The organism is Pseudomonas sp. NFIX28 (genome assembly GCF_900107395.1).
GTDB lineage: Bacteria > Pseudomonadota > Gammaproteobacteria > Pseudomonadales > Pseudomonadaceae > Aquipseudomonas.
The window spans coordinates 55,921-79,146 of the sequence record NZ_FNPW01000006.1 but is presented as its reverse complement, the minus strand read 5'-3'; the positions used below and the strand labels follow the sequence as shown (position 1 = coordinate 79,146).

Here is a 23,226-nt window from a genome sequence, read left to right as displayed (position 1 = left end):
AAGCTGCGCGCTATCCGTAGGAGCGAAGCTTGCTCGCGAAAGCCCCCGCCCAGGCACCGCGCTGGCCGGCCGTTGCGCGGATCGCGGTACGCCGGTGCAATAAAAAAGCCCCGCCGTTTTCACGGCGGGGCTTTTTAGTTTTGCTTCAGGGCACTCAGACCATCGGGTCGCCAACGTGCAGGATCTTCATGCCGTTGGTGCCGCCGGTGGTGTGGTAGCTGTCGCCCTTGGTCAGGATCACCCAGTCGCCTTTTTCCACGACGCCGCGCTTGACCAGCTCGTCGATCGCCTTCTGGCTGACTTCGTTCGGCGCCAGCGAGGCCGGGTCGAACGGGATGGTGTACACGCCACGGAACATCGCGGCGCGAGCCTGGGTCTCGCGGTGTGGCGAGTAGGCGTAGATCGGCACCGAGGAGCGGATGCGCGACATGATCAGCGGGGTGTAGCCACTCTCGGTCAGGGCGATGATCGCCTTCACGCCCGGGAAGTGGTTGGCCGTGTACATGGCGGCCAGGGCGATGCTCTGGTCGCAGCGCTCGAATTCCTTGCCGATGCGGTGGCTGGACGTCTTGCTGGTCGGGTGCTTCTCCGCACCGATACAGATACGCGCCATGGCCTGGACCGCTTCGAGCGGGTAGGCGCCGGCGGCACTTTCGGCCGAGAGCATCACGGCGTCGGTGTAGTCGAGCACGGCGTTGGCCACGTCGGACACTTCGGCGCGGGTTGGCATCGGGTTCTGGATCATCGACTCCATCATCTGGGTCGCGACGATCACCGCCTTGTTGTGACGACGGGCGTGGAGGATGATTTTCTTCTGGATGCCCACCAGCTCGGCGTCGCCGATTTCCACACCGAGGTCACCACGAGCCACCATCACGGCGTCGGATGCCTTGATCAGGCCGTCGAGGGTTTCGTCGTCGGCCACGGCTTCGGCGCGCTCGATCTTCGCCACCAGCCAGGCGGTACCGCCGGCCTCGTCGCGCAGTTGGCGGGCGTATTCCATGTCGGCGGCGTCGCGTGGGAAGGACACGGCCAGGTAGTCCAGGTCCATCGCGGCGGCCAGCTTGATGTCCGCCTTGTCTTTCTCGGTCAGGGCCGGGGCCGTCAGGCCGCCACCGCGACGGTTGATGCCCTTGTGGTCCGACAGCGGGCCGCCGATGGTCACGGTGCAATGCAGTTCGGTGCTGGTGGCGGTGTCGACGCGCATCACCACGCGGCCGTCGTCGAGCAGCAGTTCGTCGCCCACGCCGCAGTCCTTGACCAGGTCCGGATAGTCGATGCCGACGATGTCCTGGGTCCCTTCGGTCAGCGGGTGGCTGGTGGAGAAGGTGAACTTGTCACCGATCTTCAGCTCGATGCGCTTGTTGGCGAATTTGGCGATACGGATCTTCGGGCCTTGCAGGTCACCCAGCAGCGCGACGAAGCGGCCATGCTTGGCGGCCAGGTCACGTACCAGCTTGGCGCGAGCCTTGTGCTCGTCCGGGGTGCCGTGGGAGAAGTTCAGGCGGGCGACGTCCAGGCCAGCCAGAATCAGCTGTTCGAGAACTTCCGGCGAGTTACTGGCCGGGCCAAGGGTAGCGACGATTTTGGTACGACGGACGGACATGCAAAGACTCCTGAGTTCAAGCGCAACGAGAGGCTACTATGGTCCGCAGTTGTAGTCATTGTTCGTTTGCACTACTTATTCGTTTGTTTCTTTAAACGAACATTCCTGAAGATTTTCCAACGCGGGTCGATAACGTGCACAAGACAGGAGAACTCCCATGCGATTCGTGCTCATTGCTGCCCTGGCCGTCAGTGTTGTCGGCTGTACCCGCTGGTCGATGGACCATCATCTGAATACCGCCTACCGCGCCTATGACGCCGGCAACTGCGAACGGGTGATGCTCGAGCTGAGCCAGGTCGATCGCACGAGCCGCTCGCGCCGCTATATCCAGCCTGAGGTGTCGATGCTGCGCGGCCAGTGCCTGGAGCGGCAGAAGCTGTTTCTCGATGCCGCGCAAACCTACCAGTACATCATCACCGAGCACCCGAGCAGCGAATACGCCTACCGTGCCCGCGCGCGCCTGGAGACCTTGCAGCAGTTGGGCCATTACCCTTCGCGCAGCAGTGCCAAAATGCGTCCAGGCACGTTGTAACGAATTTCCCCCTGGCGATTGCCGGCCCCCCTGTGCAAACCTTGAACTAACATCTGAGAGCCTGTTTTAGAGTATTGTTTCTAAATTGGGCTCGCCGGGGCCGACGAGCCTCGGCGCGACGACGTTGAATGACCTTCTTGATAGCGATGCATGACATGTTCACGGACCGGCGGATCGAGCGGCACCAGTTGCCGTGTTTTTTGAAAGTGTTCAATCGGCTGACCGATCGACCTATCGGTTATCTGGGCAACGTCTCCGAAGACGGGTTGTTGTTGATCAGCCAGTTGCCCATGCTGGTCGATGCCGATTTCGAATTGCGCCTGCAGGTTCCAGGACGCGACGGCGAGCTGAAATCGTTCGAGGTCACGGCCTCCTGCCGCTGGAGCCATGAAGATGTCACGCCCCATCATTACGACAGCGGTTTCGTGCTGCTGCGTTCGCCCCCCGAGTACCGCGAGCTGATAACCGCCTTGCGCAACTACTTCAGTTTCCTGCCGTTGGAAACCTCTGCCTGAGCATCACAGCGTGCCGGCCTTTTTCCAGCTGAGATAGCGAGTCACCAGTTCCGCCCCCAGTTCACCTGGCCGTACATCGAGCAGGGCAACGCCCTGGGCGCTCAGGCGCTCATGCAGGTCGGTACGGGCATTCAGGTAATTGATGGTGCCGCAGTAAGCCAGGGCGTCGGACAGGCTATGCACTGGCGCCTGGCGCAATTGATCGAGGACTTCTTCGCGCAGGCTGGCCACCAGCACCCGGTGCTGGCGCCCGAGACGCTTGACCGCAGTCAGCAGCGCCTGGTCATCCTCGTCCCGCAGGTTGGTCACCAGCACCACCAGGGCCCGGCGTTTCTGGCGGGCCAGCAAGTCGCTGGCGGCCGCCTGGAAGTCGGCGCAGCGCTGGCTGCTGTCCAGGTCGTAGACGGTGTTGAGCAAGGCGCTGAGCTGGCCCGCGCCCTTGACCGGCGCCAGATAGCGCTGGCGCTCGCCGGCAAAGGTGCTCAGGCCCACCGCGTCGCCCTGGCGCAAGGCGACGTAACTGAGCAGCAGGCAGGCGTTGAGCGCATGGTCGAAATGCGCAAGCTCCCCGTCCTGGCTGCGCATGCGCCGGCCGCAGTCGAGCATGAAGACAATCTGCTGGTCGCGCTCGTCCTGGTATTCGCGGGCGATCGGCGTGCGTTGCCGGGCGGTGGCTTTCCAGTCGATCTGGCGCAGGCTGTCGCCCTCGCGAAACTCGCGCAGCTGGTTGAATTCCAGGCCCAGGCCACGACGCGGCTGTTGCCGGACGCCGATCTGGTTCAGCCAGTTGTCGACGGCCAGCAGCCGGGCACCGTAGAGGCGGGCGAAATCCGGGTAGACACGGGTGCTGTCGTTGAGCGTCAACAATCGCCGCGCAGACCATAGGCCCAACGGGCTGGGCAGGCTGACCTCACAGCGCTCGAAATTGAAGTGGCCGCGCTTGAGCGGGCGCACCCGATAAGCCAATTGCCGAAACTCACCGGGTTCCAGAAGCAGCGACTGCGGCAGGTGCTCGAAGCTCAGGCCGTCGGGTACATGGTCGAACAACTCCAGGGTCAGCGGCTGGGCAAAGTCGTGCCGCACCTCGATGCGCACCTCGCTCCAGCGGCCCAGCGGCAGGCTGCCTGGCAGCTGGCGCTGGAGCTGGGGCGAAGGCAGGCGCCAGAGCCGGAAGGCGTCCAGCATGGCCAGCAGCAACAGGGCCAGGAGCAGGCCCCAGGCAATCGCTTGCAGGCTGGCTGCGATTGCCAGGCCATAGGCACGCGCGGCGCCGAGCAGCACGTCCAGCGCCAGCAATACGCCAAGCCAGGTCAGAAACAGGCGTGAGGGCTTCATCGCTGCAAGGGACCCGCGTTTTCGAAGCCCACAGTCACAAAGCTCATAGTCGCGGCGCCGGTACTTGATCGAGCAGTTGCTTGAGCACCTGCTCCACCGACAGGCCTTCGATATCCAGCTCCGGGGCGATCCGCACACGATGGCGCAGCACCGCCAGGGCGCAGCCTTTGATGTCATCCGGAATGACGAATTCGCCGCCGCGCAGCAAGGCCCTGGCCCGCGCGCCGCGGACCAGGGCAATCGATGCGCGCGGCCCGGCGCCGAGGGTCAGTCCCGGCCAGCTGCGGGTGGCCCGGGCCAGCCGCACGGCGTAGTCGAGCACCTGTTCGTCCAGCGGCAGGTCGCTGGCGATCCGCTGCAAGGCCAGCACATCCTTGGCCTGCAGTAGCGTGCGCAGTGGCTGCACGTCGAGCATGTCGGCCCGCGGAGAACGGGTGACCTGGCGGACCATGTCCAGTTCCTGGTCGCTTTCCGGGTAATCCATGCGCAGCTTGAGCATGAAACGGTCGAGTTCGGCTTCCGGCAGCGGGTAGGTGCCTTCCTGTTCGATCGGGTTTTGCGTGGCCAGGACCATGAAGGGCTGGACGATCGGCAGGGCCCGGCCTTCGAGGGTGACCTGGCGCTCCTGCATGGCCTCGAGCAGGGCGGCCTGGGTCTTGGCCGGTGCGCGGTTGATTTCGTCGGCCAGCAGCAGGTTGGTGAAAAGCGGGCCCTTGCGCAGTTTGAACTGCTCGGTCTGCAGGTCGTAGACCGCGTGGCCGGTGACGTCGCTGGGCATCAGGTCCGGGGTGAACTGAATGCGCGCGAAATCGCCGCCAAAGCAGCGAGCCAGGGCCCGCACCAACAAGGTCTTGCCCAGCCCGGGCACACCTTCGAGCAGCACATGGCCACCGGCGATCAAGGCGGTGAGCACATCGTCGATCACCGCGTCCTGGCCAATCACCACTTTTTGCAGTTCGTGGCGCAGGGCCTGGGCCAGTTGGCTGGCGCGCTGGCGTTGCTGGACGGCATGCGCTTGCGCTTGGGCATGGCCGGGTTCTGCAGCGGGAAGCGGTTCGGCGGGGAGGTCGCTCATAGGGCATTCCTGAGAGTTTGCAGGTGGGTGACCAGGCGGCTGAAGTCGGTATTGGAAAGACGTTGCGCCGACGAAGGAGCCAAGGCCTGGCTGATGACGCTGTCCGGTTGCCGGGTCAGGCGGGCGAGCACCTGTCCCTGTTCGGCGGCAGTCAGTCGCTCGAAGCCGGGATGACGATGCTGGGCGCGGCGCAGGATGTCCTGGCGCAGGGCATTGAGCAGCCCTTGCTGGCCTGTGTGGCGCAGCAGGAAATGAGCACTGGCCTGCAGGTGTTCGCGCAGCTGGCGGCGGGCCTTGGGCTTTGCCGCCTGCATCGGCCCGTGGCGCATCCCGACCTGCCAGAGCCACAGGCCGAGCAATGCCGCCAGGGCGACCAACGCCTGCGGGAAGTACTTGAGCAACAGGCTCCAGAGGCTGTCGTGATCGGTGTCGAACAGCAGGGTGACGTCGCTGTCGGCGCTCAAGTACCAGAGCAGCCAGGCATTGTCGTATTCGGCGATGAATGGGGTTTTCCAGATATCGGCGTCGGTGAGCACGGTCACGGAACCCTGGCCGTAGTTCAGTTGCATCAGGTGGGTGGCCTGGGCGCTGTTGGCCCAGGACTGGGCGAGGTTTTTCGGGTCTTCCAGGTGAAAATCGGTGTCGAAACCGACGTAGGCCGGCGCGTCTTCGTCTTCCAGGTAGAGCTTGGTCAGCTTGGGATAGGGCTCTTTGCTGGCGTTGGGCGCGGGGGCTTTCAGGTCCTTGCTGAGAAACTGGCGCAAGTGCAGGCGGTCAAGCAGCAGGTCGCCGCTGCGTCCGGCCTCGTTGTTCCATAGCGCTTGGGCGACGAACAACAGGCGCCCGCCGGCCTTGGCCCAGTCCAGCAATTGTTCGACCTGCTGCGGCGTCATGTTCGCGCGTTCGCCCAGCAGCAACAGGCTGTGTCGCTCCGGCTTGAGGGTCGGCAGGACCTCCAGGCCATCGGCGTGCCGGACCTGCAAGCCGCGCTGGCGCAGGAACATTTCCGCCGCCAGGTAGGGGTTGGCGCGGGCCTGCGGCGAAGGGCCGTGATCGATGGTTTCCTGGTAGGGCCTGGCGTTGAGGTAGAGATACAGCAGCAAGCCGCCGAGCAGGCCGACGCCCAGCAGCACGAGCAGCGGCAGCAGGCGCCGGTTCATCGTGGGGCTCCCGGGCCGAACAGAGTCCGCCAGCCATCGCACAGTTCCTGCTTCAGCTGTGCAGGCGGCAGGCGATGACCGTAGGCCAGGTTCTGCCAGTGCAGCGTCAGGCTGCCGCTGAACGCCTGCAGCTGTGGTAACTGCAAGGCCCTGACCTGCTCGAGGACTTGCCCTTCGGTGTCCGCCGGTTTCAGCGGCAGCCGGAAGTCATGCAGCAGCCGGCTCAGCAACGCGCGGTACAACAACCCGAGGGCCTCCCGTGGCTGTTCCGGCCAGAGCGCCTCGGCAGCGGCGGCGACATCCTCGGGCAAGGCGTCGGGGCTGAGGTCGAGGCCGAACAATGCTTGCGCAGCGGGTCGCGGGGGAACCTTGCCCGGCGCCGCACGCCGTTCGACGAAGGCGCGCAACCACTCGCGATAACGCCACACCAGCAACGCCAAGGCTCCCAGCAGCACGGCCCAGAGCAGGATCTCCAACGCCTTGGCCGCAAGGCCGAAGGTGCGGCTGTCGAGCAAGTCGGTCAGGGCCTTGAGCCAGCCTGGCAGGGCAGAGTCCTCGGCGCTTTGCGGGCTGTCTTCGCCGAACCGGTAACGGGTCACGGTCTGCGGGTTCTTGAAGGGCGGCTGGTCGAGGAGCTGGTTGATGCTGTCTTTCGCGGCCTGGCTGGTCAGCGGCTGTTCCAGCAGGCGCGGGCTGTCGGGGCCGGCGACCGGCTCGGCGGCCCAGGCCTTGGGCGCCAGGGGCAGGCTCAGGCTGCTGGCGAGCAGTAGCAATAGAGCGACGCCACTCAAGCGTTGTCGCAGGCGACGCAGGACCAATTCGATATCCCAGGCTTCCAGGAGCGTGCGGCGATTGAGGTACAGGCTGAAGCCGCAGGCGACGTACACCGGCTCCCAGATAATCAGGATCAGCACGTAAAAGGCGTTGGTCAGGTGCTCCAGCCAAAGCCAGTCCTGCTCGGCGGCGGAGATCAGGGTCTGCCAGTCCCAGTCCAGCTCGATCTGTTGCGGCAACAGCAGGTAGAACAGCGCCAGCAGGCCGAACCACAAGGTGGCTTCCAGTTGCACGCCGATCAGGGTCAGCCAGTGCGCGGCCCCGGCATTGCGTTGTTGCAGCACCCGCACCCGCTGCTGGCGGGCTTCGCCGCTCAGGCCCTCGAGTTGCACCACGGGCATGATGAAACTGCGGCTCAGGTCCAGGCGTCGCCAGGTCAGGCTGGCCAGCAATTGCGGCTTGAGCAGCCGTGGCCATTGGCGCAGGGCTTCGCGCAAGGTCGGGGTTTCGCCGAACAGGGCCTTGGCGAGGATATGCAGCGGCAGCCGTTCGAAGGCCGGCTTGAGCCACCAGAACAGCAACAGGGCGAGGGTGGGCGAGTCCCAGAGCAGCAGGCTGAGCAGGGTGAACACCGGCAGGGTGATCAATGCCCAGCTGGTCATCAGCAGGCGACGGTGGCGCTGGCTCAGTAACACGCCCAGGTCCATGGCTTCCCAGGTCGTGCGTGGGCGAATGACTACGCTGGCTTCACTCAGGCGCATGACGGCGCCCAGCGAATATCAGGTAGGCCAGGACCAGTACCCAGCAGGTGCCGCCGACCAGATATTTGATCCAGGCGGCGGGCCAGGTCAGGGAAGACCAATAGGCTTCGATGAACGCGGCGATCAAGAGAAACAGGATCACCCCGCAGATCAACTGCACGCTGATGCGCGCGGCCAGCAGCAACGCTTCGCCGCGGGGCAGGCGCCCGGGGGCGATCAGCGCCCAGCCCATTTTCAGCCCCGCGGCGCCGGCCAGGGCAATGGCGCTGAGCTCGAAGGCGCTGTGGCCGACGACAAACGACCAGAAGGTGGTGCCATAGCCGATCTGGGTCAGGTGCCCGGCGACCGCGCCGATGGTCAGGCCATTGAAAAACAGGAAAAACAGGCTTCCCAGGCCAAACAGCAGGCCGCTGGCGAAGGTCTGAAAGGCGATGCCGATGTTGTTCATGATGTAGTAGCCGAACATCATCCAGTCTTCGCCGGCGGCGCGGTTGGCCAGCCGGCCCAGGCGACTGGCCTGCGGGTCGTAGAGGCGTTGCATCTCGGCCACCTGTTGCGGGCTGAGCACGCTGTAGATCAGCTCGGGGACCAGGTACACCAGCAGGCCGATACCCAGCAGCGTGCCGAAGAACACCAGGCTGGCCGCCAGGACGAAGCGCCATTGCTCGCGCACGAGTTGCGGGAAACCCGCCAGGATGAAGCCCAGCGCCCGGGCGCCCAGCGGGCTGCGTTGGCGATACAGCTGTTGATGGCCACGCAGCGCCAGCTGTTGCAACGGGTCGATCAGCAGGCTGCTGTAGCCGCGCTCCTGGGCCAGCGCCAGATGCTGGCACAAGCGGCGGTAATCTTCAGGGAAGCGGGCGCAGGTCTCGGGCGTTGCCTGGCCGCGCTCCAGTTGCTCGAGCTGTTCGCGCAGACGTTGCCACAAGGCTTGATGACGGCTTTCGAACAGGCTCTGTTTCATGTCGGCCCCAGCAGCCCGCGGGCGATGCCATTGAGTTCGGCGCTGGCCTGCGCGGGCGTTACATGCAGGGGCTCGGCGAGCAGGGCGGCCAGTTCCTGGACACGTTCCGCGGACAGTTGTTCCTGGCGCTCGGCAAAACTGAGGATAGCCCGTTGTTCGGCCAGGGTCAGGGCAAAGCCTGCAGTCCTGGCGGGCACGGCTGGCAAGGTCGGGCGGGCCACCGGCTGCTCGCGGTAGATCACCAGCGTGCCGGCGGCCAGGTCGCCCAGGCGCTTGAAGGTCGGGTGTTGCAGGCAACTGATGGCGCCGAGGCAATAGCCGAACGGCAGCATGTCGACGAAACGCAGCAGATTGCGGGTCAGGGAAGGGCCCCAGCCAATGGGCGTGCCATCGTCCTGCACGACCCTAAGCCCCATTAGTTGCTTGCCTGGCGAGCAGCCCTGGTTCAGCACTTCGAACAGCACCATGTACCACCAACTGACCAGGAACAGCAGGATCGAGCCCAGCCCCATGCCGAGCTGCCCGAAAAACCCCAGGACCATGAACAGCACGCCGAGGATCAGGCCACGAAAGCCCAGGTCGATGGCAAAGGCCAGGGCGCGCGACATCAACCCCGCCGGCCGCAGCGGCAGGTCGATGCCTTCTGGCGTCTCGACCTGGTACCGGGTATCCAACGGCGGGGGCGGTGCTTTCCCTGGCGGTGCTGTCGTCTCGAGCATGGGCAACTTGATGGCTGGCCTGGTTGAGCGGAATGACCGCCTGATGCTAGCAGTCTCGGAGGGGCGAACGACATCACTAACTGTGCCGCGTGAAGCACGTCGTTACCCTTGAATCACGACAAGGCTGGCCGCGGCCGCCGTCAAGCGCCTAGACTTTGCCGGTCTTTTGCCCAGGAACAGCCCGTGACCTCCATCTTCTGGTACGACTACGAAACCACCGGCATCAACCCGCGCTGCGATCGGCCGTTGCAGGTGGCGGGGATTCGCACCGACTTCGACCTCAACGAGATCGGCGAACCGGTCAATCTTTATTGCCAGCCCAGCGACGATATCCTGCCTCATCCGGCGGCCTGCATGATTACCGGCATTACCCCGCGGCGGCTGGCGGAGCAGGGGTTGAGCGAAGCCGATTTCATGACCCGGGTGCACGCTCAGTTGGCGGCGCCGGGCACCTGTGGCGCCGGCTACAACACCCTGCGCTTCGACGACGAAATGACTCGCTACAGCCTGTACCGCAATTTCTTCGACCCTTACGCCCGCGAGTGGCAAGGCGGCAACAGCCGCTGGGACCTGATCGATGTGGTGCGCACCGCCTACGCCTTGCGCCCGGAAGGGATCGTCTGGCCGCGGGACGAGGAAGGGCGGGTGACCCTGAAGCTGGAACGCCTGACGGCCGCCAATGGCATCGATCACGGGCATGCCCACGAAGCGCTTTCCGATGTCCGCGCCACTATTGCCTTGGCCCGGCTGATTCGCGACAAGCAGCCGAAGTTGTATGAATGGCTGTTCCAGTTGCGCAGCAAGCAGAAAGTCATGGACCAGATCCGGCTTTTGCAACCGCTGGTGCATATTTCCGGCCGTTTTTCCGCGGCGCGCAGTTATGTCGGGGTGGTCCTGCCGCTGGCCTGGCACCCGCGCAATCGCAATGCCCTGATTGTCTGCGATCTGCACCTGGACCCGCAGGGGCTGCTGGATCTGGATGCCGAAACGCTGCGCCAACGTTTGTATACCCGGCGCGAGGACCTGGCCGAAGGCGAGTTGCCGGTGCCGCTGAAGCTCATCCATATCAACCGTTGTCCGGTCGTCGCGCCACTGAATGTATTGCGTGGCGAAGACCAGCAACGCTTGCAACTGGACATGGCGGAATATAAGGCCCGGGCGTTGCGGCTAAGTGACGCACAGGAAGTTTGGCGGGATAAACTTGCAGCTATTTATGCCAGCGAGGATTTTGCTCCCAGCCTCGATCCCGAGCAGCAGTTGTACGACGGTTTTATCGGCGACCGTGACCGGCGCTTGTGCGAACAAGTGCGCAATGCCGAGCCGGTTCATTTAGGGCAAGAGCAATGGCCGTTCGATGATGAACGTTTGCCTGAATTATTATTTCGTTATCGCGCCCGTAACTTTCCCGACACCTTGAGCGGGGAGGAGCAAGAACGCTGGAAATCATTCTGTCAGCAGCGCCTGTGCGACCCGCAATGGGGAGCGCCCAATACCCTGGAAAGTTTCAATCAGGCGACTGCCGAACTACTGGCGAGTGCTACAACGTTTCAGCGTCAGGTGCTGGATGAATGGCAGGATTACAGCCAGTCGCTGGCTTTGCGTTTCGGGCTTTGATTGTTCGGCCTAGAACATTCAGGGCAATTGCCGGACATAAAAAAAACGCCAGCAAGCTGGCGTTTTTTCATAAGGTCGCAAATCCCTCTGGACGGGCGTACGGCTTAACCCAGCAGGGTTGCCCAGCCTTCGACCACGTCGCCGCCCCACTTGGCTTTCCACTCTTTCAGGGTTTTGTGGTTGCCACCCTTGGTTTCGATGACTTCGCCGTTGTGCGGGTTCTTGTATTGTTTGACCTTGCGTGCACGCTTGGTGCCGGTAGTTTTGGCGGCAACACGTGGCGCCTTAACTTTCGAGTCCGGATCCAGCAGCGCGATGATGTCGCGCAGGGACTTGGAGTATTCACCCATCAGGGCGCGCAGTTTGCCTTCGAATTCCAGCTCGGCTTGCAGTTTGTCGTCTTGCGACAGGTTCTTCAAACGGGCTTGCAGCTCTTTGATAGCTTCTTCTGTGGCGCGGTATTCGTTGATCAGGGACATGAGGATTGCCTTATGTTGAGTGCTGAGTGGCAGGTGACAGTGGCGTAATAATAGTCAGGCAGTTTCCTCAAGTAAACAATTAAAGCCGGGTTTTATTTAATTTGATTAGAGCGTTTAGCAAAGAAACTGAGTGATGAGTTAAATGTTGTGAGCGAGCCCACACGAATATTCCGCAAAGAGTTAAAGGACTATTTCCAAGTGTGACTGTTTTTCTCCGTTGTGTCGGGCACGTACCTACAGGCTGATCAGAAGAATCCGGTCCGGCATCACGAATACTGCAGTTTTGCCGCGCAATCGCTAGAATGGCGGCCTTTGCGAAGTTCTGGAGTTTCCCCCTCATGCGCACTTTTCGGTTGGTGATTTCCTGCCCGGACCGCGTTGGCATCGTTGCCAAAGTCAGTAACTTTCTGGCGTCCCACAACGGCTGGATCACTGAAGCCAGCCACCACTCGGATGATCTGAGTGGCTGGTTCTTCATGCGTCACGAAATACGTGCCGACTCTTTGCCGTTCGGCCTTGAAGCCTTTCGTGAAGCTTTTGCGCCGATTGCCAAGGAATTCTCGATGGACTGGCGCATCACCGATACCGCGCAGAAGAAACGCGTGGTGTTGATGGCCAGTCGCGAGTCCCACTGCCTGGCGGACTTGTTGCACCGCTGGCACAGCGACGAACTCGACTGCGAAATTTCCTGTGTGATTTCCAACCATGACGACTTGCGCAGCATGGTCGAGTGGCATGGCATTCCTTATTACCACGTGCCGGTCAACCCGCAGGACAAGGAGCCGGCGTTCGCCGAGGTTTCGCGCCTGGTCAAGCAGCACGACGCCGAAGTCGTGGTGCTGGCGCGCTACATGCAGATCCTGCCGCCGGAGTTGTGCAGCGAATACGCGCACAAGGTGATCAACATCCACCACAGCTTCCTGCCGTCCTTCGTCGGCGCCAAGCCTTACCACCAGGCCTCCCTGCGTGGCGTGAAGCTGATCGGCGCGACCTGCCACTATGTGACCGAAGAGCTGGACGCCGGCCCGATCATCGAGCAGGACGTGGTTCGGGTCAGCCACAGCGACAGCATCGAAGACATGGTGCGTTTCGGCCGTGACGTCGAGAAAATGGTCCTGGCCCGTGGCCTGCGCTACCACCTGGAAGACCGCGTGCTGGTGCACGGCAACAAAACCGTGGTGTTCTGATCAAGAGTGCGCGCCGGGCCCGGGCCCCAAACCCGGGGCCCCAAACCCAGGCCCGGCGTTTTTTCATGAGGATCGGCCAATGAATGATCCACTGGATAAAGCCACGTCCAAGGCGCCCGCCACCCTGGGTGAGGGTTGCCTGAGCCGTTACGACCCGGACGACATGACCGCCGAGGACGGTACCGAATTTCCCGGTGCCGCCGAGTTGTGGGAGCAGTTGCAGCAGGACACTCCAGAGGCTGACCCGCCTAAGCCTGCTTGAGCCTTATCAGCCTGCGCAGCAACGGGCGCCCTACCATCAGCAGGAATACCGGCCCGCCGGCCAGCAGATAGAAATAGTAGGTAACGGCCCGCCAGATCAGGATGGCCGCGGCCGCCGTCGATTTTCCCACCATGGGCGCCAGCAGCGCCGCCGATGTCAGTTCCGCCGCTCCCGCGCCGCCCGGCAACAGGCTGAATTGCCCTGCGCTGAGGGCGAGCATCTGGATCAGGAAGGTCCAGGCCCATTGCAGGTCCACGCCCAATCCGCGCAACGCCAGGTACAGCACGCTGTAGCGCAGCGCCCAGTGCATGCAGGTCAGGGCAAAGACTCCCATCAGCGTTTGCCAGGGCAGTTTCAGGCTATCGCTGAAGGTCTTGAGAAAGTGCAGCCATTTGCGCGCCCGGTGCAGACGGGTAGCGGGGCGAACCTTGAAGGGCGCAAGCAGATGGCGGCTGAGCAGGATAAGGCGTCGATGGTAACGGGCTATCGCCAGGCAGATGCATAACCCGCCGAACAGCGAAAGGCTGCTGAGGGCAAGCAGCCATTCCATGCGCTGGCTGAGGTTCTGGAACAACGCATAAAACAGGATCCCGAGCAGCGCGCAGAGGAAAAACAGCAAGTCGCTCAACTGATCCATGGCAAATACCGCGCTGCCACGAGCCGGGCGCACACCATTGCGTGCAAGCAAGGCCATCAATGTCAGGGGGCCGCCGCTGCCACCGGGCGTGGCGCACATGGCGAACTCGGTGGACATCACCACCGCCAGGCTTTTCCAGCGCCCCAGCTGGCTGCGGTGCGGGCCCAGCAACAGGCGCAAGCGCAGCGAATTGATGACCCAGCACAGCAGGATCATGCCCAGCATGCCCAGCAGCAACGGCAGGGAAAAACGCTGGACCCGCCACCACAGCTCGCTGCCGCCCAACAGCAGCGGCACGAGGATCGCTGCCAGCAACGCCATGCCCAGCCAGATCGCCCGGCTCATGGGACGTCGCGCGCCCTTGGCGGCTGGGTGTCGAGCCAGTCGGCCTTGGTCAGCGGCTGGCGGCCTTGCTCCAGCAAACGCTTGAGGATATCCAGCCAGTACTGGCGCGAATCAGGGTGGCGCATGTCCACCGGGTGCAGGCCGAGGCGAATGACCGATGCCTGTTGCCAGCGTTGTTCGCGTTGCGCGCTGACAAGCCGGGAGATTTTCCGCCGCCAGGCACTGCGGGCGCTCCATACCAGGCCGGGGGCGGCGATTGGCGAGAAATCCGGCAGACGGTACAGATGTTGTGGGCCGCTGGTGTAGCGCAGGGGCAGTTGGCGTAGCGCCTGGCGGGTGCCCGGGCTCATCAGCCAGGCGGGGGCGACGAACCCCTGCAGCGGCCAGTTGTAGCGCTGGAAGACTTCCAGGCCGGCATGCAGGCGCGCCAGGGCAGCGTTTTCCGAAAGGCGGTAGAACTCGCCTTCATGGGTGTATACGCGGCGCATGAACCAGTCGTGCGGAGTGCGTGGCGGTGGGCCGTCGTCGCAATGGAAGTAACCGTGCAGCACCAGCTCGTCGCCCCGTTCCAGGCGAGCGCTGAGCAGCCGGCGAAAACCGGGATGGGCATCGAGCGGGTTGTTGCGATGAAAATCCGGGACCACCAGCCAGGTCATCGGCACATTGCCCAGTGCATCGACGGCTTCGACAAAAGGCTGGTAGTCGATCCAGGTTTGCGGCGCGACATCGTGCAAGACCAGCAACACGCTGGGCACGGCGGCGGGCTCAACCATGGGCCAGCATCGGCTGCTGGATGCCGAGGACGGCGCGGTAGTGCTCCAGCAGGCTGGCGACTACCGTATCCCAGGCGTAATAGCGTTCGACATGGCGACGCGCCTGTTGGCCTTGCTCGGCGCAGCCCTGGGCGAACAGCTCCTGTACGGCATGGGCCATCGCCGTTGGATTGTTCGGCGCGCACAGCAGGCCGCCTTGTGCGGTGACGATTTCCTGAAACGCCCCGGCGGCCACCGCAACCACGGGAATGCCGCTGGCCATGGCTTCGAGAATCACCAGGCCGAAGGTTTCCTGGTCCCCGGCATGCACCAGGGCATCGGCACTGGCCATCAGCCGTGCGACCTTGGGCGCCGGGCAGAACTCGTCGATCACCGTGACATTTTCCGGTACCGCGGTCGGCATGGCCGAGCCCACTAGCAACAGGTGGTAGCGCTTGCCGAGGCGTTGCATGCAATTGAGCAGCACCGGCAGGTTCTTTTCCTTGGAGCCGCGCCCGGCAAAGATCAGCAGGCGGCTGTCTTCGGCGATGCCCAGTTCGGCGCGCAGGCCAGGGTCGCGACGGTTGGGGTGGAAGGTTTGCAGGTCCACGCCCAGCGGTTGCACATACACATTGCGCACGCCCAGGCCGATCAGTTTGTCGGCCATGACCTGGCTGGGGGCCAGGACCCGGTCGAAATTGCCATACAGCTTGCGTACGTATGCTTCGACATTCGGGGTAAACCAGGGGCCCATGCGGTTGCTGACCAGCAGCGGCAGGTCCGAGTGATAGAAGCCGATCACCGGTACGTCCAGCTGGCGCCGCGCATCCAGTGCCGCCCAGGCGGTGAGGTAGGGGTCGCCGACTTCGATCAGGTCCGGTTGCAGGTCATGGAGAACATTGCGCCAGGGGCCCAGGCGCAGAGGGAAACGGTAGCCCTTGCCAAAGGGCAGGGCGGGAGCGGGAACTTTGTAGATACCGTCGCGTTCGCTGAAGTTGGCCCCGGGGATCAGCAAACTGTGGCGGATTCCTGGTTGGCGTCCCAGGCGACGATGCTTGGCGTCCAGATAAGTGCGCACGCCACCGCTGGCAGGGGCGTAGAACATGGTTATGTCAGCGATATGCACGATGATCATCCCTCCGATCCGTTGTTCTCCCTAGGGTTGACCCTTATCAAGGATAGATGTTCGGTCGGGATGCCGTGGCGGTTGGCGAGGCGTCTGGATGAACGGTTTGCTGCGCTGGCCGGCGCCATTGCCGCCAGCGCGGTGCCTGCGCGGGACGCACGGATGCGTTTTGCGCAGGCCCCGCCGGCAGGATCAGATGCGGAAGCTGCCGACCAGTTGTTTCAGGCGCGCGGCCTGCTGCTCGAGGTCGGAGCAAGCGCGCAGGGTCGACTGCAGGTTTTCCACGCCTTCCTGGTTCAGGGTGTTGATCTCGGTGATGTCCATGTTGATCGATTCCACCACCGAGGTCTGTTCCTCGGTCGCGGTGGCGACCGACTGGTTCATGCCGTCGATCTCGCCGATGCGCAGGGTCACGCTGTTCAAGCGCTCGCCGGCCTGGTTGGCGATCGCCACGCTGTCCTGGCTGTGGCGCTGGCTATTGCTCATGGTGCTCACCGACTCACGGGCGCCGACTTGCAGCTCTTCGATCATGGTCTGCACCTGTTGCGCCGATTCCTGGGTGCGATGGGCCAGGTTGCGCACTTCATCGGCGACCACGGCGAAACCACGCCCGGCCTCGCCCGCCCGCGCCGCTTCGATGGCCGCGTTGAGGGCCAGCAGGTTGGTCTGCTGGGAGATGCTGGTGATGACTTCGAGGATCTGCCCGATGTTCACGGTCTTGCTGTTGAGGGTTTCGATGTTGCTGCTCGAGGCGCTGATCATGTCCGACAGTTGGTTCATCGCCAGGATGCTGCGATCCACCACTTGCTGGCCGTCCTCGGCCAGATTGCGCGCGTCGCTGGCCTGCTGTGAGGCCTGGGCGGCATTGCGGGCGATTTCCTGGGCGGCGGCGCCGAGCTGATTGATTGCGGCGGCCACGCTGTTGGTGCGGCTGGCCTGCTCGTCGGAATTGAGCATCGACGAGTTCGAAGCACTGACCACGCGCAGGGCGACTTCGTTGACGTGTTCGGTGGCCGACGACACTTCGCGGATCGAACCGTGGATGCGCTCCACGAAGCGGTTGAACGCGGTACCGAGAATGCCGAACTCGTCATGGTTCTGGATGGTCAGGCGGCGGGTCAGGTCGCCTTCACCCTCGGCGATGTCTTGCATGGCGCGGGTCATGACGTGCAAGGGTTGCATCAGCACGCGGATCAGCATGCCCAGCAGGGCGATGATGATCGCCACGGCGATGATGGTGGCGACGATGGCCGAGGCCCGGAACTCGCTGAGCATCGAGAACGCCTTGTCCTTGTCCACGGACAGGCCGATGTACCAGTTCACCGAAGGCAGGCCCTTGATCGGGGTGAAGGTGACGATGCGGGTCTTGCCCTCGACGTCGATCTCGCTGAAATCACCGTTGATGCGCGGCGTGTTCTGCGGATAGGCCTCGCTCAGGCTCTTCATCACCAATGCCTTGTCCGGGTGCACCAGGATCTTGCCGTCGGCGCTGACCAGGAAGGCATAGCCCATGCCGTCGAAGTCCAGGGCGTTGAGAGTCTCGACCAGGGTTTGCAGGCTCAGGTCGCCGCCCACCACGCCAATGCTCTGCCCGGCGCTACGCGAGGCGGTGGCGACGGAAATGATCAACTGGCCGGTGGCTGCATCTATATAGGGTTCGGTGAGGGTCGAGCCGCTGCTGCTTTCGGCGCCCTTGTACCAGGGGCGAACGCGCGGGTCGAAGCCGTCGGGCATCTTCGCGTCCGGGCGGATGGTGAAGCTGCCGCTGGCATCGCCCAGGTAGGAGGCCATGAAGGTCGAGGTCAGGGCCTTTTGTTCGAGCAGGCTGCCCACTTTGGTCGAGTGCGGATCGATCGCCAGGTTTTGCGCCAGGTTTTCGATCAGCAGGATGCGCCCGGTGAGCCAGGTCTGGATGTTGCTGGCGGTCACATCGCCCATCTCATGCAGGTAATTGTCCAGGTCTTCGCGGATCGCATTGCGCTGCAAGTAGTCGTTGTACAGCGTGAAGGAGGCGAAGGCGGCAATAACGATGAGGGCGGCGGCAAGCAGGATTTTATGGCTGAAGCGCAGGTTTTTGTTCATGGCTTGTGGTGTCCGCTAAGGTCTTAATGTCACGAGCGTGCTCTTAGAAAAGCGCGCAAAATGGGCGGGGTTGAAAGTAAGTTGATATTTCCATCTCTCCTTAGGGAATTATCTGGCCTATTTTTCAGTCTTTTCTGGTCTGATATCGGCCGGGCACGGCTAAAGATTAACCATGGGTGACAAAATGCCGGATTCATCGCAACTCGTTATCGGTGCCGATCTCGCAGGGCAACCGATTGCCCAGGCCATGCGCCTGGCAAATCGTCACGGGCTGGTGGCTGGCGCTACCGGGACAGGGAAAACCGTCACTCTGCAACGATTGGCGGAAGCGTTCAGCGATGCCGGTGTCGCGGTGTTCGCCGCGGATATCAAGGGTGACCTGTGTGGCCTGGGCGCCGCGGGCAATCCCCAGGGCAAGGTGGCCGAACGGATTGCCGGGATGCCATGGCTGAACCACAAGCCGCAGGCTTATCCGGTGACGCTGTGGGACATTCACGGGCAATCCGGGCACCCGCTGCGCACCACCCTGAGCGAAATGGGCCCGCTGCTGCTGGGCAGCCTGCTGGAACTGACCGACAGCCAGCAATCGGCGCTGTATGCGGCCTTCAAGGTGGCTGACCGTGAAGGCCTGTTGCTGCTCGACCTCAAAGACCTCAAGGCGTTGCTCAACCACCTCAAGGACAATCCGCAGTTGCTGGGGGATGACGCGGCGCTGATGACCACGGGCTCCAGCCAGGCTTTGTTGCGGCGCCTGGCCACCCTGGAGCAGCAGGGCGCCGAAGCCCTGTTCGGCGAACCGGCCCTGCAATTGGAAGACATCCTGCAGCCGGCCAGCGACGGGCGCGGGCGGATTCATCTGCTCGACGCCAGCCGCCTGGTGCATGAGGCGCCGAAAGTCTACGCGACCTTCCTGCTGTGGCTGCTGGCCGAGTTGTTCGAGCAATTGCCGGAGCGCGGCGATGCGGAAAAACCGCTGCTGGCGCTGTTTTTCGACGAGGCCCACCTATTGTTCGCCGGCACGCCGAAGGCGTTGCAGGACCGGCTGGAGCAAGTGGTCCGGCTGATTCGTTCCAAAGGCGTGGGGGTGTATTTCGTCACCCAGTCGCCGGGCGACTTGCCGGACGACGTGCTGGCGCAACTGGGGCTGCGCGTGCAGCACGGCTTGCGGGCATTTACCGCCAAGGAGCAGAAGTCCTTGCGCGCAGTGGCGGACGGCTTCCGGCCGAACCCGGAATTTGATGCCCTGTCGGTGCTTACCGAACTGGGAATCGGCGAGGCGCTGGTCGGCACGCTGCAGGAAAAAGGTACGCCGGAAATGGTCCAGCGCGTGTTGGTGGCGCCGCCACAATCGCGTATCGGGCCGCTGACCGAGGCCGAACGCGCGGCGCTGATCAACAGTTCGCCGCTGGTCGGCCGTTACGACAAACCGATCGACCGTGAATCGGCCTACGAAGTGCTGATGGGGCGCAAGGGCCTGGCACCGGAAGCCGACGCTACGCCGGGCAAGCCGGCCGCCGAGGAGCCGAGCTTTACCGATCGAGCCGGCGAGTTCCTGGGGACGGCTGCGGGGCAGGCCTTGAAGTCGGCCATGCGCCAGGCCGCCAACCAATTGGGACGGCAGCTGGTGCGCGGGTTGATGGGCTCCCTGCTGGGGGGCAGCAAGCGCCGTTGATCGCCGACTGGCCCGTCACGTCCTTGATTTGGCGTGGCTGGCCAGGCGCTCCAGGGCGGCACGCAGATTGGGATCGGTGATGCCGTCGGCAGTGGCCTGAATGGTCTCGGCGGCATTGCTCGACAGGTCCATGGTGTGGCCGGTCGCGCCGCGTTGCACCGTGGGAGGCTGCACCTTGAACAGAATCCGCGTCAGATTATTGAACTCATTGAATTCCAAAAGCTGACGTTGCAAGCGTTTTTGCTGATAGCGCAGACGCGTTGCCCAGTGGCCATCGGTGACAATCAGCAACAGGCTGCCTTCGCGCCAGGAGGCAACGTGACAGTGTTCGCGCGCAGCCGGTTGCAACTGGCTTTCCAGCAAGCGCTGCAAATGCGCAAGGCGCTGGGCGTGGCCGAGTATGGCTTTGAGGGGCTTGGCTTCGCGAAGGAGTACGGCGGGTGCTCTGGCCGTAAGAGGGCGAAATGCCATGATCAGACACCTGAAGTTACAGAGCCGCCATGGTAGCAGAAAGCGTTGGCCACACCTCGTTCATCGCCGGGGCGAGGCTTTATCTATTAAATCAACGGTTAACTTCGTACTCGTCCGGGTTGAAACTGGCAAAAAAGGCCTTATTGTAAAGAAGCCCCGTCACAGCGCTGTACCAGCATCGTGGAATAACGCCACTTTCCTCACCATCGTTTCCGGGTAGAATGCTCGTTCGCATGCGGCCATGAGGGCTGCACGGGCGACTCACGGGGCCGCCCTCCATCCCTATGTGTGGAAGATCCTGCCGATATGTTTGCGCCTTTGTTAAAGAAACTTTTTGGAAGCAAGAACGAGCGTGAAGTCAAACGCATGCTCAAGACGGTACAGATCGTCAATGCCTTCGAAGAGCAAATGGTGGCCCTTTCGGACGATCAGTTGCGCGCCAAGACCGACGAGTTCAAGGCCCGCATAGCCAAAGGTGAAACCCTCGACAAACTGCTTCCCGAAGCCTTTGCGGTCGCCCGCGAAGCCGGTAAGCGGGTCATGGGTATGCGCCACTTCGACGTACAGTTGATCGGCGGCATGACCTTGCATGAAGGCAAGATCGCCGAGATGCGTACCGGTGAAGGCAAGACCCTGGTGGCAACACTGGGCGTTTACCTCAATTCACTGTCCGGCAAGGGCGTGCACGTGGTCACGGTGAACGACTATCTGGCCCGCCGCGACGCCAACTGGATGCGTCCTCTGTATGAATTCCTCGGCTTGACTGTCGGTGTCGTCACACCGTTCCAGCCGCCAGAAGAAAAACGCGCGGCTTACGCCGCCGACATCACCTACGGCACCAACAACGAATTCGGTTTCGACTACCTGCGCGACAACATGGCTTTCAGCATGGAAGACAAGTTCCAGCGCGAGCTCAATTTTGCCGTGATCGACGAAGTCGACTCGATCCTGATCGACGAAGCCCGTACCCCGCTGATCATCTCCGGCCAGGCCGAAGACAGCTCCAAGCTCTACACCGAAATCAACAAGCTGATCCCGCAGCTCGAACAGCACATCGAGGAAGTGGAAGGCGAAGTCACCAAGGCTGGCCATTTCACCATCGACGAGAAGACCCGTCAGGTCGAGCTGAACGAAGCCGGTCACCAGTACATCGAAGAAATGCTGACCCGCGTCGGCCTGCTGGCCGAGGGCGAGAGCCTGTATTCGGCGCACAACCTGGGCCTGCTGACCCACGTGTATGCCGGCCTGCGCGCGCACAAGCTGTTCCATCGCAACGTCGAGTACATCGTGCAGGACGGCCAGGTGGTCCTGGTCGACGAACACACCGGCCGTACCATGCCGGGCCGCCGTTTGTCCGAAGGCCTGCACCAGGCCATCGAGGCCAAGGAAAGCCTGAATATCCAGGCCGAAAGCCAGACCCTGGCATCGACCACGTTCCAGAACTACTTCCGCCTGTATACCAAGCTGTCCGGCATGACCGGTACCGCGGACACCGAAGCGTTCGAATTCCATCAGATCTATGGCCTGTCGGTGGTGGTCATCCCGCCAAACAAGCCGCTGGCGCGCAAGGACTACAACGACCTGGTGTTCCTGACCGCCGAAGAGAAGTACGCGGCGATCATCAACGACATCAAGGAAGGCATGGCCCAAGGCCGCCCGATCCTGGTCGGCACCGCGACCATCGAGACTTCCGAGCACGTTTCCAACCTGCTCAGCAAGGAAGGCATCGAACACAAGGTCCTGAACGCCAAGTTCCACGAAAAAGAAGCGGAAATCATTGCCCAGGCGGGTCGTCCAGGCGCCTTGACCATCGCCACCAACATGGCCGGTCGTGGTACCGACATTCTGCTGGGCGGCAACTGGGAAGTTGAAGTTTCCTCCCTGGAAAACCCGACGCCAGAGCAGATCGCCCAGATCAAGGCCGACTGGCAGAAGCGCCACCAGCAGGTACTCGAGTCCGGCGGCCTGCAAGTGATTGCATCCGAGCGTCACGAATCGCGCCGTATCGACAACCAGCTGCGTGGTCGCGCCGGTCGTCAGGGCGACGCCGGTTCCAGCCGTTTCTACCTGTCCCTGGAAGACAGCCTGATGCGTATCTTCGCCTCGGACCGGGTGAAGAACTTCATGAAAGCCCTGGGCATGCAGTCCGGCGAAGCGATCGAGCACCGCATGGTGACCAACGCGATCGAAAAGGCCCAGCGCAAGGTAGAAGGCCGCAACTTCGACATTCGCAAGCAATTGCTCGAGTTCGACGACGTCAACAACGAACAGCGTAAAGTGATCTATCACATGCGTAACACGTTGCTGGCCGCGGACAACATCGGCGAAACCATCTCCGATTTCCGCCAGGACGTGCTCAACGCCACCGTCAGCGCGCACATTCCGCCTCAGTCGCTGCCTGAGCAGTGGGACGTGGCTGGCCTGGAGGCTGCGCTGCAGAGCGATTTCGGCGTGACCCTGCCGATCCAGCAGTGGCTCGACGAAGACGATCACCTGTACGAAGAAACCCTGCGCGAGAAGCTGCTGAACGAGCTGGTGGCGGCGTACAACGAGAAAGAAGACCAGGCCGGTGCCGAAGCACTGCGCAGCTTCGAGAAACAAATCGTTCTGCGTGTGCTGGACGACCTGTGGAAAGATCACCTGTCGACCATGGATCACCTGCGCCACGGTATTCACCTGCGTGGCTATGCGCAGAAGAACCCGAAGCAGGAATACAAGCGCGAGTCGTTCACCCTGTTCTCCGAGCTGCTGGACTCCATCAAGCGCGACTCGATCCGTGTGCTGTCACACGTTCAGGTTCGCCGCGAGGACCCGGTCGAGGAAGAGGCGCGCCTGCGTCAGGAAGCCGAGGCACTGGCCCAGCGCATGCAGTTCGAGCACGCTGAAGCTCCAGGCCTGAATCAGCCGGAAGCGCTGGAAGAGGGGGTCGACGTGGCCCTGGCCTCGGCTCCAGTGCGCAACGAGCAGAAACTGGGCCGCAACGAACTGTGCTACTGCGGTTCGGGCAAGAAGTACAAACACTGTCATGGCCAGATCAACTAAGATTTCCGCCAGACACTGAAATACCCGCGCCGCGACCGGCATCAGCCGTCGCGGCGTTTTTCCATTCGCAGCACTGCCTTTTGCGACGGCAGTGCGCACATCACGTTAAAGAGGAG

At 62.8% G+C, this 23,226-nt stretch carries 20 protein-coding genes and 1 pseudogene; 7 read left to right on the top strand and 14 right to left on the bottom strand.

The window, feature by feature from the left end; genetic code table 11:
* Nucleotides 1–154 precede the first annotated feature (154 nt).
* Nucleotides 155–1,606: a pyruvate kinase gene (pyk, locus tag BLV20_RS13485; protein ID WP_092302196.1), complete on the bottom strand. Its 1,452-nt coding sequence runs from the start codon at nucleotides 1,604–1,606 to the stop codon at nucleotides 155–157.
* 157 nt (nucleotides 1,607–1,763) lie between these two features.
* Here pyk and BLV20_RS13480 point away from each other — a divergent pair, with 157 nt between their 5' ends.
* Together BLV20_RS13480 and BLV20_RS13475 are read left to right on the top strand one after the other, a co-directional pair.
* The gene (locus tag BLV20_RS13480; RefSeq protein WP_092302194.1) at nucleotides 1,764–2,138 is read left to right on the top strand and encodes a hypothetical protein; all 375 of its coding nucleotides are present in this window, start codon (nucleotides 1,764–1,766) and stop codon (nucleotides 2,136–2,138) included.
* Nucleotides 2,139–2,293: 155 nt separating this feature from the next.
* A complete protein-coding gene (locus tag BLV20_RS13475; protein WP_092302648.1) occupies nucleotides 2,294–2,653 on the top strand; it encodes a PilZ domain-containing protein in 360 nt (119 codons plus the stop codon).
* 3 nt (nucleotides 2,654–2,656) lie between these two features.
* Here the strand turns inward: BLV20_RS13475 and BLV20_RS13470 are convergent, their stop codons facing one another.
* Genes BLV20_RS13470 through BLV20_RS13445 form a run of 6 tightly spaced genes read right to left on the bottom strand, consistent with a single transcriptional unit; the run spans nucleotide 2,657 to nucleotide 9,441 of the window.
* Nucleotides 2,657–3,988, bottom strand: a complete 1,332-nt coding sequence (locus tag BLV20_RS13470) for a DUF58 domain-containing protein (protein WP_092302192.1) — start codon at nucleotides 3,986–3,988, stop codon at nucleotides 2,657–2,659.
* A gap of 43 nt (nucleotides 3,989–4,031) precedes the next feature.
* On the bottom strand, nucleotides 4,032–5,063 hold the full coding sequence (locus tag BLV20_RS13465; protein ID WP_092302190.1) for an AAA family ATPase: 1,032 nt from the start codon (nucleotides 5,061–5,063) through the stop codon (nucleotides 4,032–4,034).
* A complete protein-coding gene (locus BLV20_RS13460) occupies nucleotides 5,060–6,223 on the bottom strand; it encodes a DUF4350 domain-containing protein (RefSeq protein ID WP_092302188.1) in 1,164 nt (387 codons plus the stop codon). Before BLV20_RS13460 ends, BLV20_RS13465 begins: the two co-directional genes overlap by 4 nt.
* The gene (locus tag BLV20_RS13455) at nucleotides 6,220–7,758 is read right to left on the bottom strand and encodes a DUF4129 domain-containing protein (protein WP_092302187.1); all 1,539 of its coding nucleotides are present in this window, start codon (nucleotides 7,756–7,758) and stop codon (nucleotides 6,220–6,222) included. Before BLV20_RS13455 ends, BLV20_RS13460 begins: the two co-directional genes overlap by 4 nt.
* A complete protein-coding gene (locus BLV20_RS13450) occupies nucleotides 7,745–8,722 on the bottom strand; it encodes a stage II sporulation protein M (RefSeq protein ID WP_092302646.1) in 978 nt (325 codons plus the stop codon). The genes BLV20_RS13455 and BLV20_RS13450 overlap by 14 nt, the downstream gene beginning before the upstream one ends.
* On the bottom strand, nucleotides 8,719–9,441 hold the full coding sequence (locus tag BLV20_RS13445; RefSeq protein WP_092302185.1) for an RDD family protein: 723 nt from the start codon (nucleotides 9,439–9,441) through the stop codon (nucleotides 8,719–8,721). Before BLV20_RS13445 ends, BLV20_RS13450 begins: the two co-directional genes overlap by 4 nt.
* A gap of 183 nt (nucleotides 9,442–9,624) precedes the next feature.
* Here BLV20_RS13445 and sbcB point away from each other — a divergent pair, with 183 nt between their 5' ends.
* Nucleotides 9,625–11,055, top strand: coding sequence for an exodeoxyribonuclease I (gene sbcB / locus BLV20_RS13440; protein ID WP_092302183.1), 1,431 nt, complete (start codon nucleotides 9,625–9,627; stop codon nucleotides 11,053–11,055).
* 104 nt (nucleotides 11,056–11,159) lie between these two features.
* Here sbcB and mvaT read toward each other — a convergent pair whose 3' ends face one another.
* On the bottom strand, nucleotides 11,160–11,534 hold the full coding sequence (gene mvaT, locus BLV20_RS13435) for a histone-like nucleoid-structuring protein MvaT (RefSeq protein WP_007931174.1): 375 nt from the start codon (nucleotides 11,532–11,534) through the stop codon (nucleotides 11,160–11,162).
* A 338-nt stretch (nucleotides 11,535–11,872) separates the two neighbouring features.
* Between mvaT and purU the strand changes: the two genes are divergently transcribed.
* Both purU and BLV20_RS13425 read left to right on the top strand, forming a co-directional pair.
* The gene (purU, locus tag BLV20_RS13430) at nucleotides 11,873–12,721 is read left to right on the top strand and encodes a formyltetrahydrofolate deformylase (protein WP_092302181.1); all 849 of its coding nucleotides are present in this window, start codon (nucleotides 11,873–11,875) and stop codon (nucleotides 12,719–12,721) included.
* Nucleotides 12,722–12,800: 79 nt separating this feature from the next.
* Nucleotides 12,801–12,983 (top strand): hypothetical protein, encoded by a 183-nt coding sequence (locus tag BLV20_RS13425; protein WP_092302180.1) that lies wholly within the window; start codon nucleotides 12,801–12,803, stop codon nucleotides 12,981–12,983.
* On the opposite strand, the gene BLV20_RS13420 is transcribed toward BLV20_RS13425, so the two are convergent.
* The 5 genes and pseudogenes from BLV20_RS13420 to BLV20_RS32045 form a co-directional block, all read right to left on the bottom strand.
* Nucleotides 12,970–13,965, bottom strand: a complete 996-nt coding sequence (locus tag BLV20_RS13420) for a glucosaminyl phosphatidylglycerol flippase (RefSeq protein ID WP_092302176.1) — start codon at nucleotides 13,963–13,965, stop codon at nucleotides 12,970–12,972. The genes BLV20_RS13425 and BLV20_RS13420 overlap by 14 nt on opposite strands.
* Nucleotides 13,962–14,738 (bottom strand): N-acetylglucosaminyl phosphatidylglycerol deacetylase, encoded by a 777-nt coding sequence (locus BLV20_RS13415; protein ID WP_175540194.1) that lies wholly within the window; start codon nucleotides 14,736–14,738, stop codon nucleotides 13,962–13,964. The genes BLV20_RS13420 and BLV20_RS13415 overlap by 4 nt, the downstream gene beginning before the upstream one ends.
* The gene (locus tag BLV20_RS13410) at nucleotides 14,731–15,852 is read right to left on the bottom strand and encodes an N-acetylglucosaminyl phosphatidylglycerol synthase (RefSeq protein WP_092302174.1); all 1,122 of its coding nucleotides are present in this window, start codon (nucleotides 15,850–15,852) and stop codon (nucleotides 14,731–14,733) included. Before BLV20_RS13410 ends, BLV20_RS13415 begins: the two co-directional genes overlap by 8 nt.
* Nucleotides 15,853–16,035: 183 nt before the next feature.
* On the bottom strand, nucleotides 16,036–16,800 hold the full coding sequence (locus tag BLV20_RS32050) for a methyl-accepting chemotaxis protein (RefSeq protein WP_371914319.1): 765 nt from the start codon (nucleotides 16,798–16,800) through the stop codon (nucleotides 16,036–16,038).
* A gap of 93 nt (nucleotides 16,801–16,893) precedes the next feature.
* A pseudogene (locus BLV20_RS32045) lies at nucleotides 16,894–17,925 on the bottom strand (cache domain-containing protein); the annotation flags it as partial.
* A gap of 184 nt (nucleotides 17,926–18,109) precedes the next feature.
* Here BLV20_RS32045 and BLV20_RS13400 point away from each other — a divergent pair.
* On the top strand, nucleotides 18,110–19,597 hold the full coding sequence (locus tag BLV20_RS13400) for a helicase HerA-like domain-containing protein (RefSeq protein ID WP_092302642.1): 1,488 nt from the start codon (nucleotides 18,110–18,112) through the stop codon (nucleotides 19,595–19,597).
* Nucleotides 19,598–19,612: 15 nt separating this feature from the next.
* On the opposite strand, the gene BLV20_RS13395 is transcribed toward BLV20_RS13400, so the two are convergent.
* Complete coding sequence (locus BLV20_RS13395) at nucleotides 19,613–20,068, bottom strand: DUF721 domain-containing protein (protein WP_009050483.1); 456 nt, start codon at nucleotides 20,066–20,068, stop codon at nucleotides 19,613–19,615.
* A 306-nt stretch (nucleotides 20,069–20,374) separates the two neighbouring features.
* Between BLV20_RS13395 and secA the strand changes: the two genes are divergently transcribed.
* A complete protein-coding gene (gene secA, locus BLV20_RS13390; RefSeq protein ID WP_092302169.1) occupies nucleotides 20,375–23,110 on the top strand; it encodes a preprotein translocase subunit SecA in 2,736 nt (911 codons plus the stop codon).
* The last annotated feature ends 116 nt before the right edge of the window (nucleotides 23,111–23,226 follow it).

Bases quoted from the DNA above. Each gene is read 5' to 3' on its own strand.
- pyk (WP_092302196.1), bottom strand. From the start codon at position 1,606: ATGTCCGTCCGTCGTACCAAAATCGTCGCTACCCTTGGCCCGGCCAGT.
- BLV20_RS13480 (WP_092302194.1), top strand. From the start codon at position 1,764: ATGCGATTCGTGCTCATTGCTGCCCTGGCCGTCAGTGTTGTCGGCTGT.
- BLV20_RS13475 (WP_092302648.1), top strand. From the start codon at position 2,294: ATGTTCACGGACCGGCGGATCGAGCGGCACCAGTTGCCGTGTTTTTTG.
- BLV20_RS13470 (WP_092302192.1), bottom strand. From the start codon at position 3,988: ATGAAGCCCTCACGCCTGTTTCTGACCTGGCTTGGCGTATTGCTGGCG.
- BLV20_RS13465 (WP_092302190.1), bottom strand. From the start codon at position 5,063: ATGAGCGACCTCCCCGCCGAACCGCTTCCCGCTGCAGAACCCGGCCAT.
- BLV20_RS13460 (WP_092302188.1), bottom strand. From the start codon at position 6,223: ATGAACCGGCGCCTGCTGCCGCTGCTCGTGCTGCTGGGCGTCGGCCTG.
- BLV20_RS13455 (WP_092302187.1), bottom strand. From the start codon at position 7,758: ATGCGCCTGAGTGAAGCCAGCGTAGTCATTCGCCCACGCACGACCTGG.
- BLV20_RS13450 (WP_092302646.1), bottom strand. From the start codon at position 8,722: ATGAAACAGAGCCTGTTCGAAAGCCGTCATCAAGCCTTGTGGCAACGT.
- BLV20_RS13445 (WP_092302185.1), bottom strand. From the start codon at position 9,441: ATGCTCGAGACGACAGCACCGCCAGGGAAAGCACCGCCCCCGCCGTTG.
- mvaT (WP_007931174.1), bottom strand. From the start codon at position 11,534: ATGTCCCTGATCAACGAATACCGCGCCACAGAAGAAGCTATCAAAGAG.
- purU (WP_092302181.1), top strand. From the start codon at position 11,873: ATGCGCACTTTTCGGTTGGTGATTTCCTGCCCGGACCGCGTTGGCATC.
- BLV20_RS13425 (WP_092302180.1), top strand. From the start codon at position 12,801: ATGAATGATCCACTGGATAAAGCCACGTCCAAGGCGCCCGCCACCCTG.
- BLV20_RS13420 (WP_092302176.1), bottom strand. From the start codon at position 13,965: ATGAGCCGGGCGATCTGGCTGGGCATGGCGTTGCTGGCAGCGATCCTC.
- BLV20_RS13415 (WP_175540194.1), bottom strand. From the start codon at position 14,738: ATGGTTGAGCCCGCCGCCGTGCCCAGCGTGTTGCTGGTCTTGCACGAT.
- BLV20_RS13410 (WP_092302174.1), bottom strand. From the start codon at position 15,852: ATGATCATCGTGCATATCGCTGACATAACCATGTTCTACGCCCCTGCC.
- BLV20_RS32050 (WP_371914319.1), bottom strand. From the start codon at position 16,800: ATGCTCAATTCCGACGAGCAGGCCAGCCGCACCAACAGCGTGGCCGCC.
- BLV20_RS13400 (WP_092302642.1), top strand. From the start codon at position 18,110: ATGCCGGATTCATCGCAACTCGTTATCGGTGCCGATCTCGCAGGGCAA.
- BLV20_RS13395 (WP_009050483.1), bottom strand. From the start codon at position 20,068: ATGGCATTTCGCCCTCTTACGGCCAGAGCACCCGCCGTACTCCTTCGC.
- secA (WP_092302169.1), top strand. From the start codon at position 20,375: ATGTTTGCGCCTTTGTTAAAGAAACTTTTTGGAAGCAAGAACGAGCGT.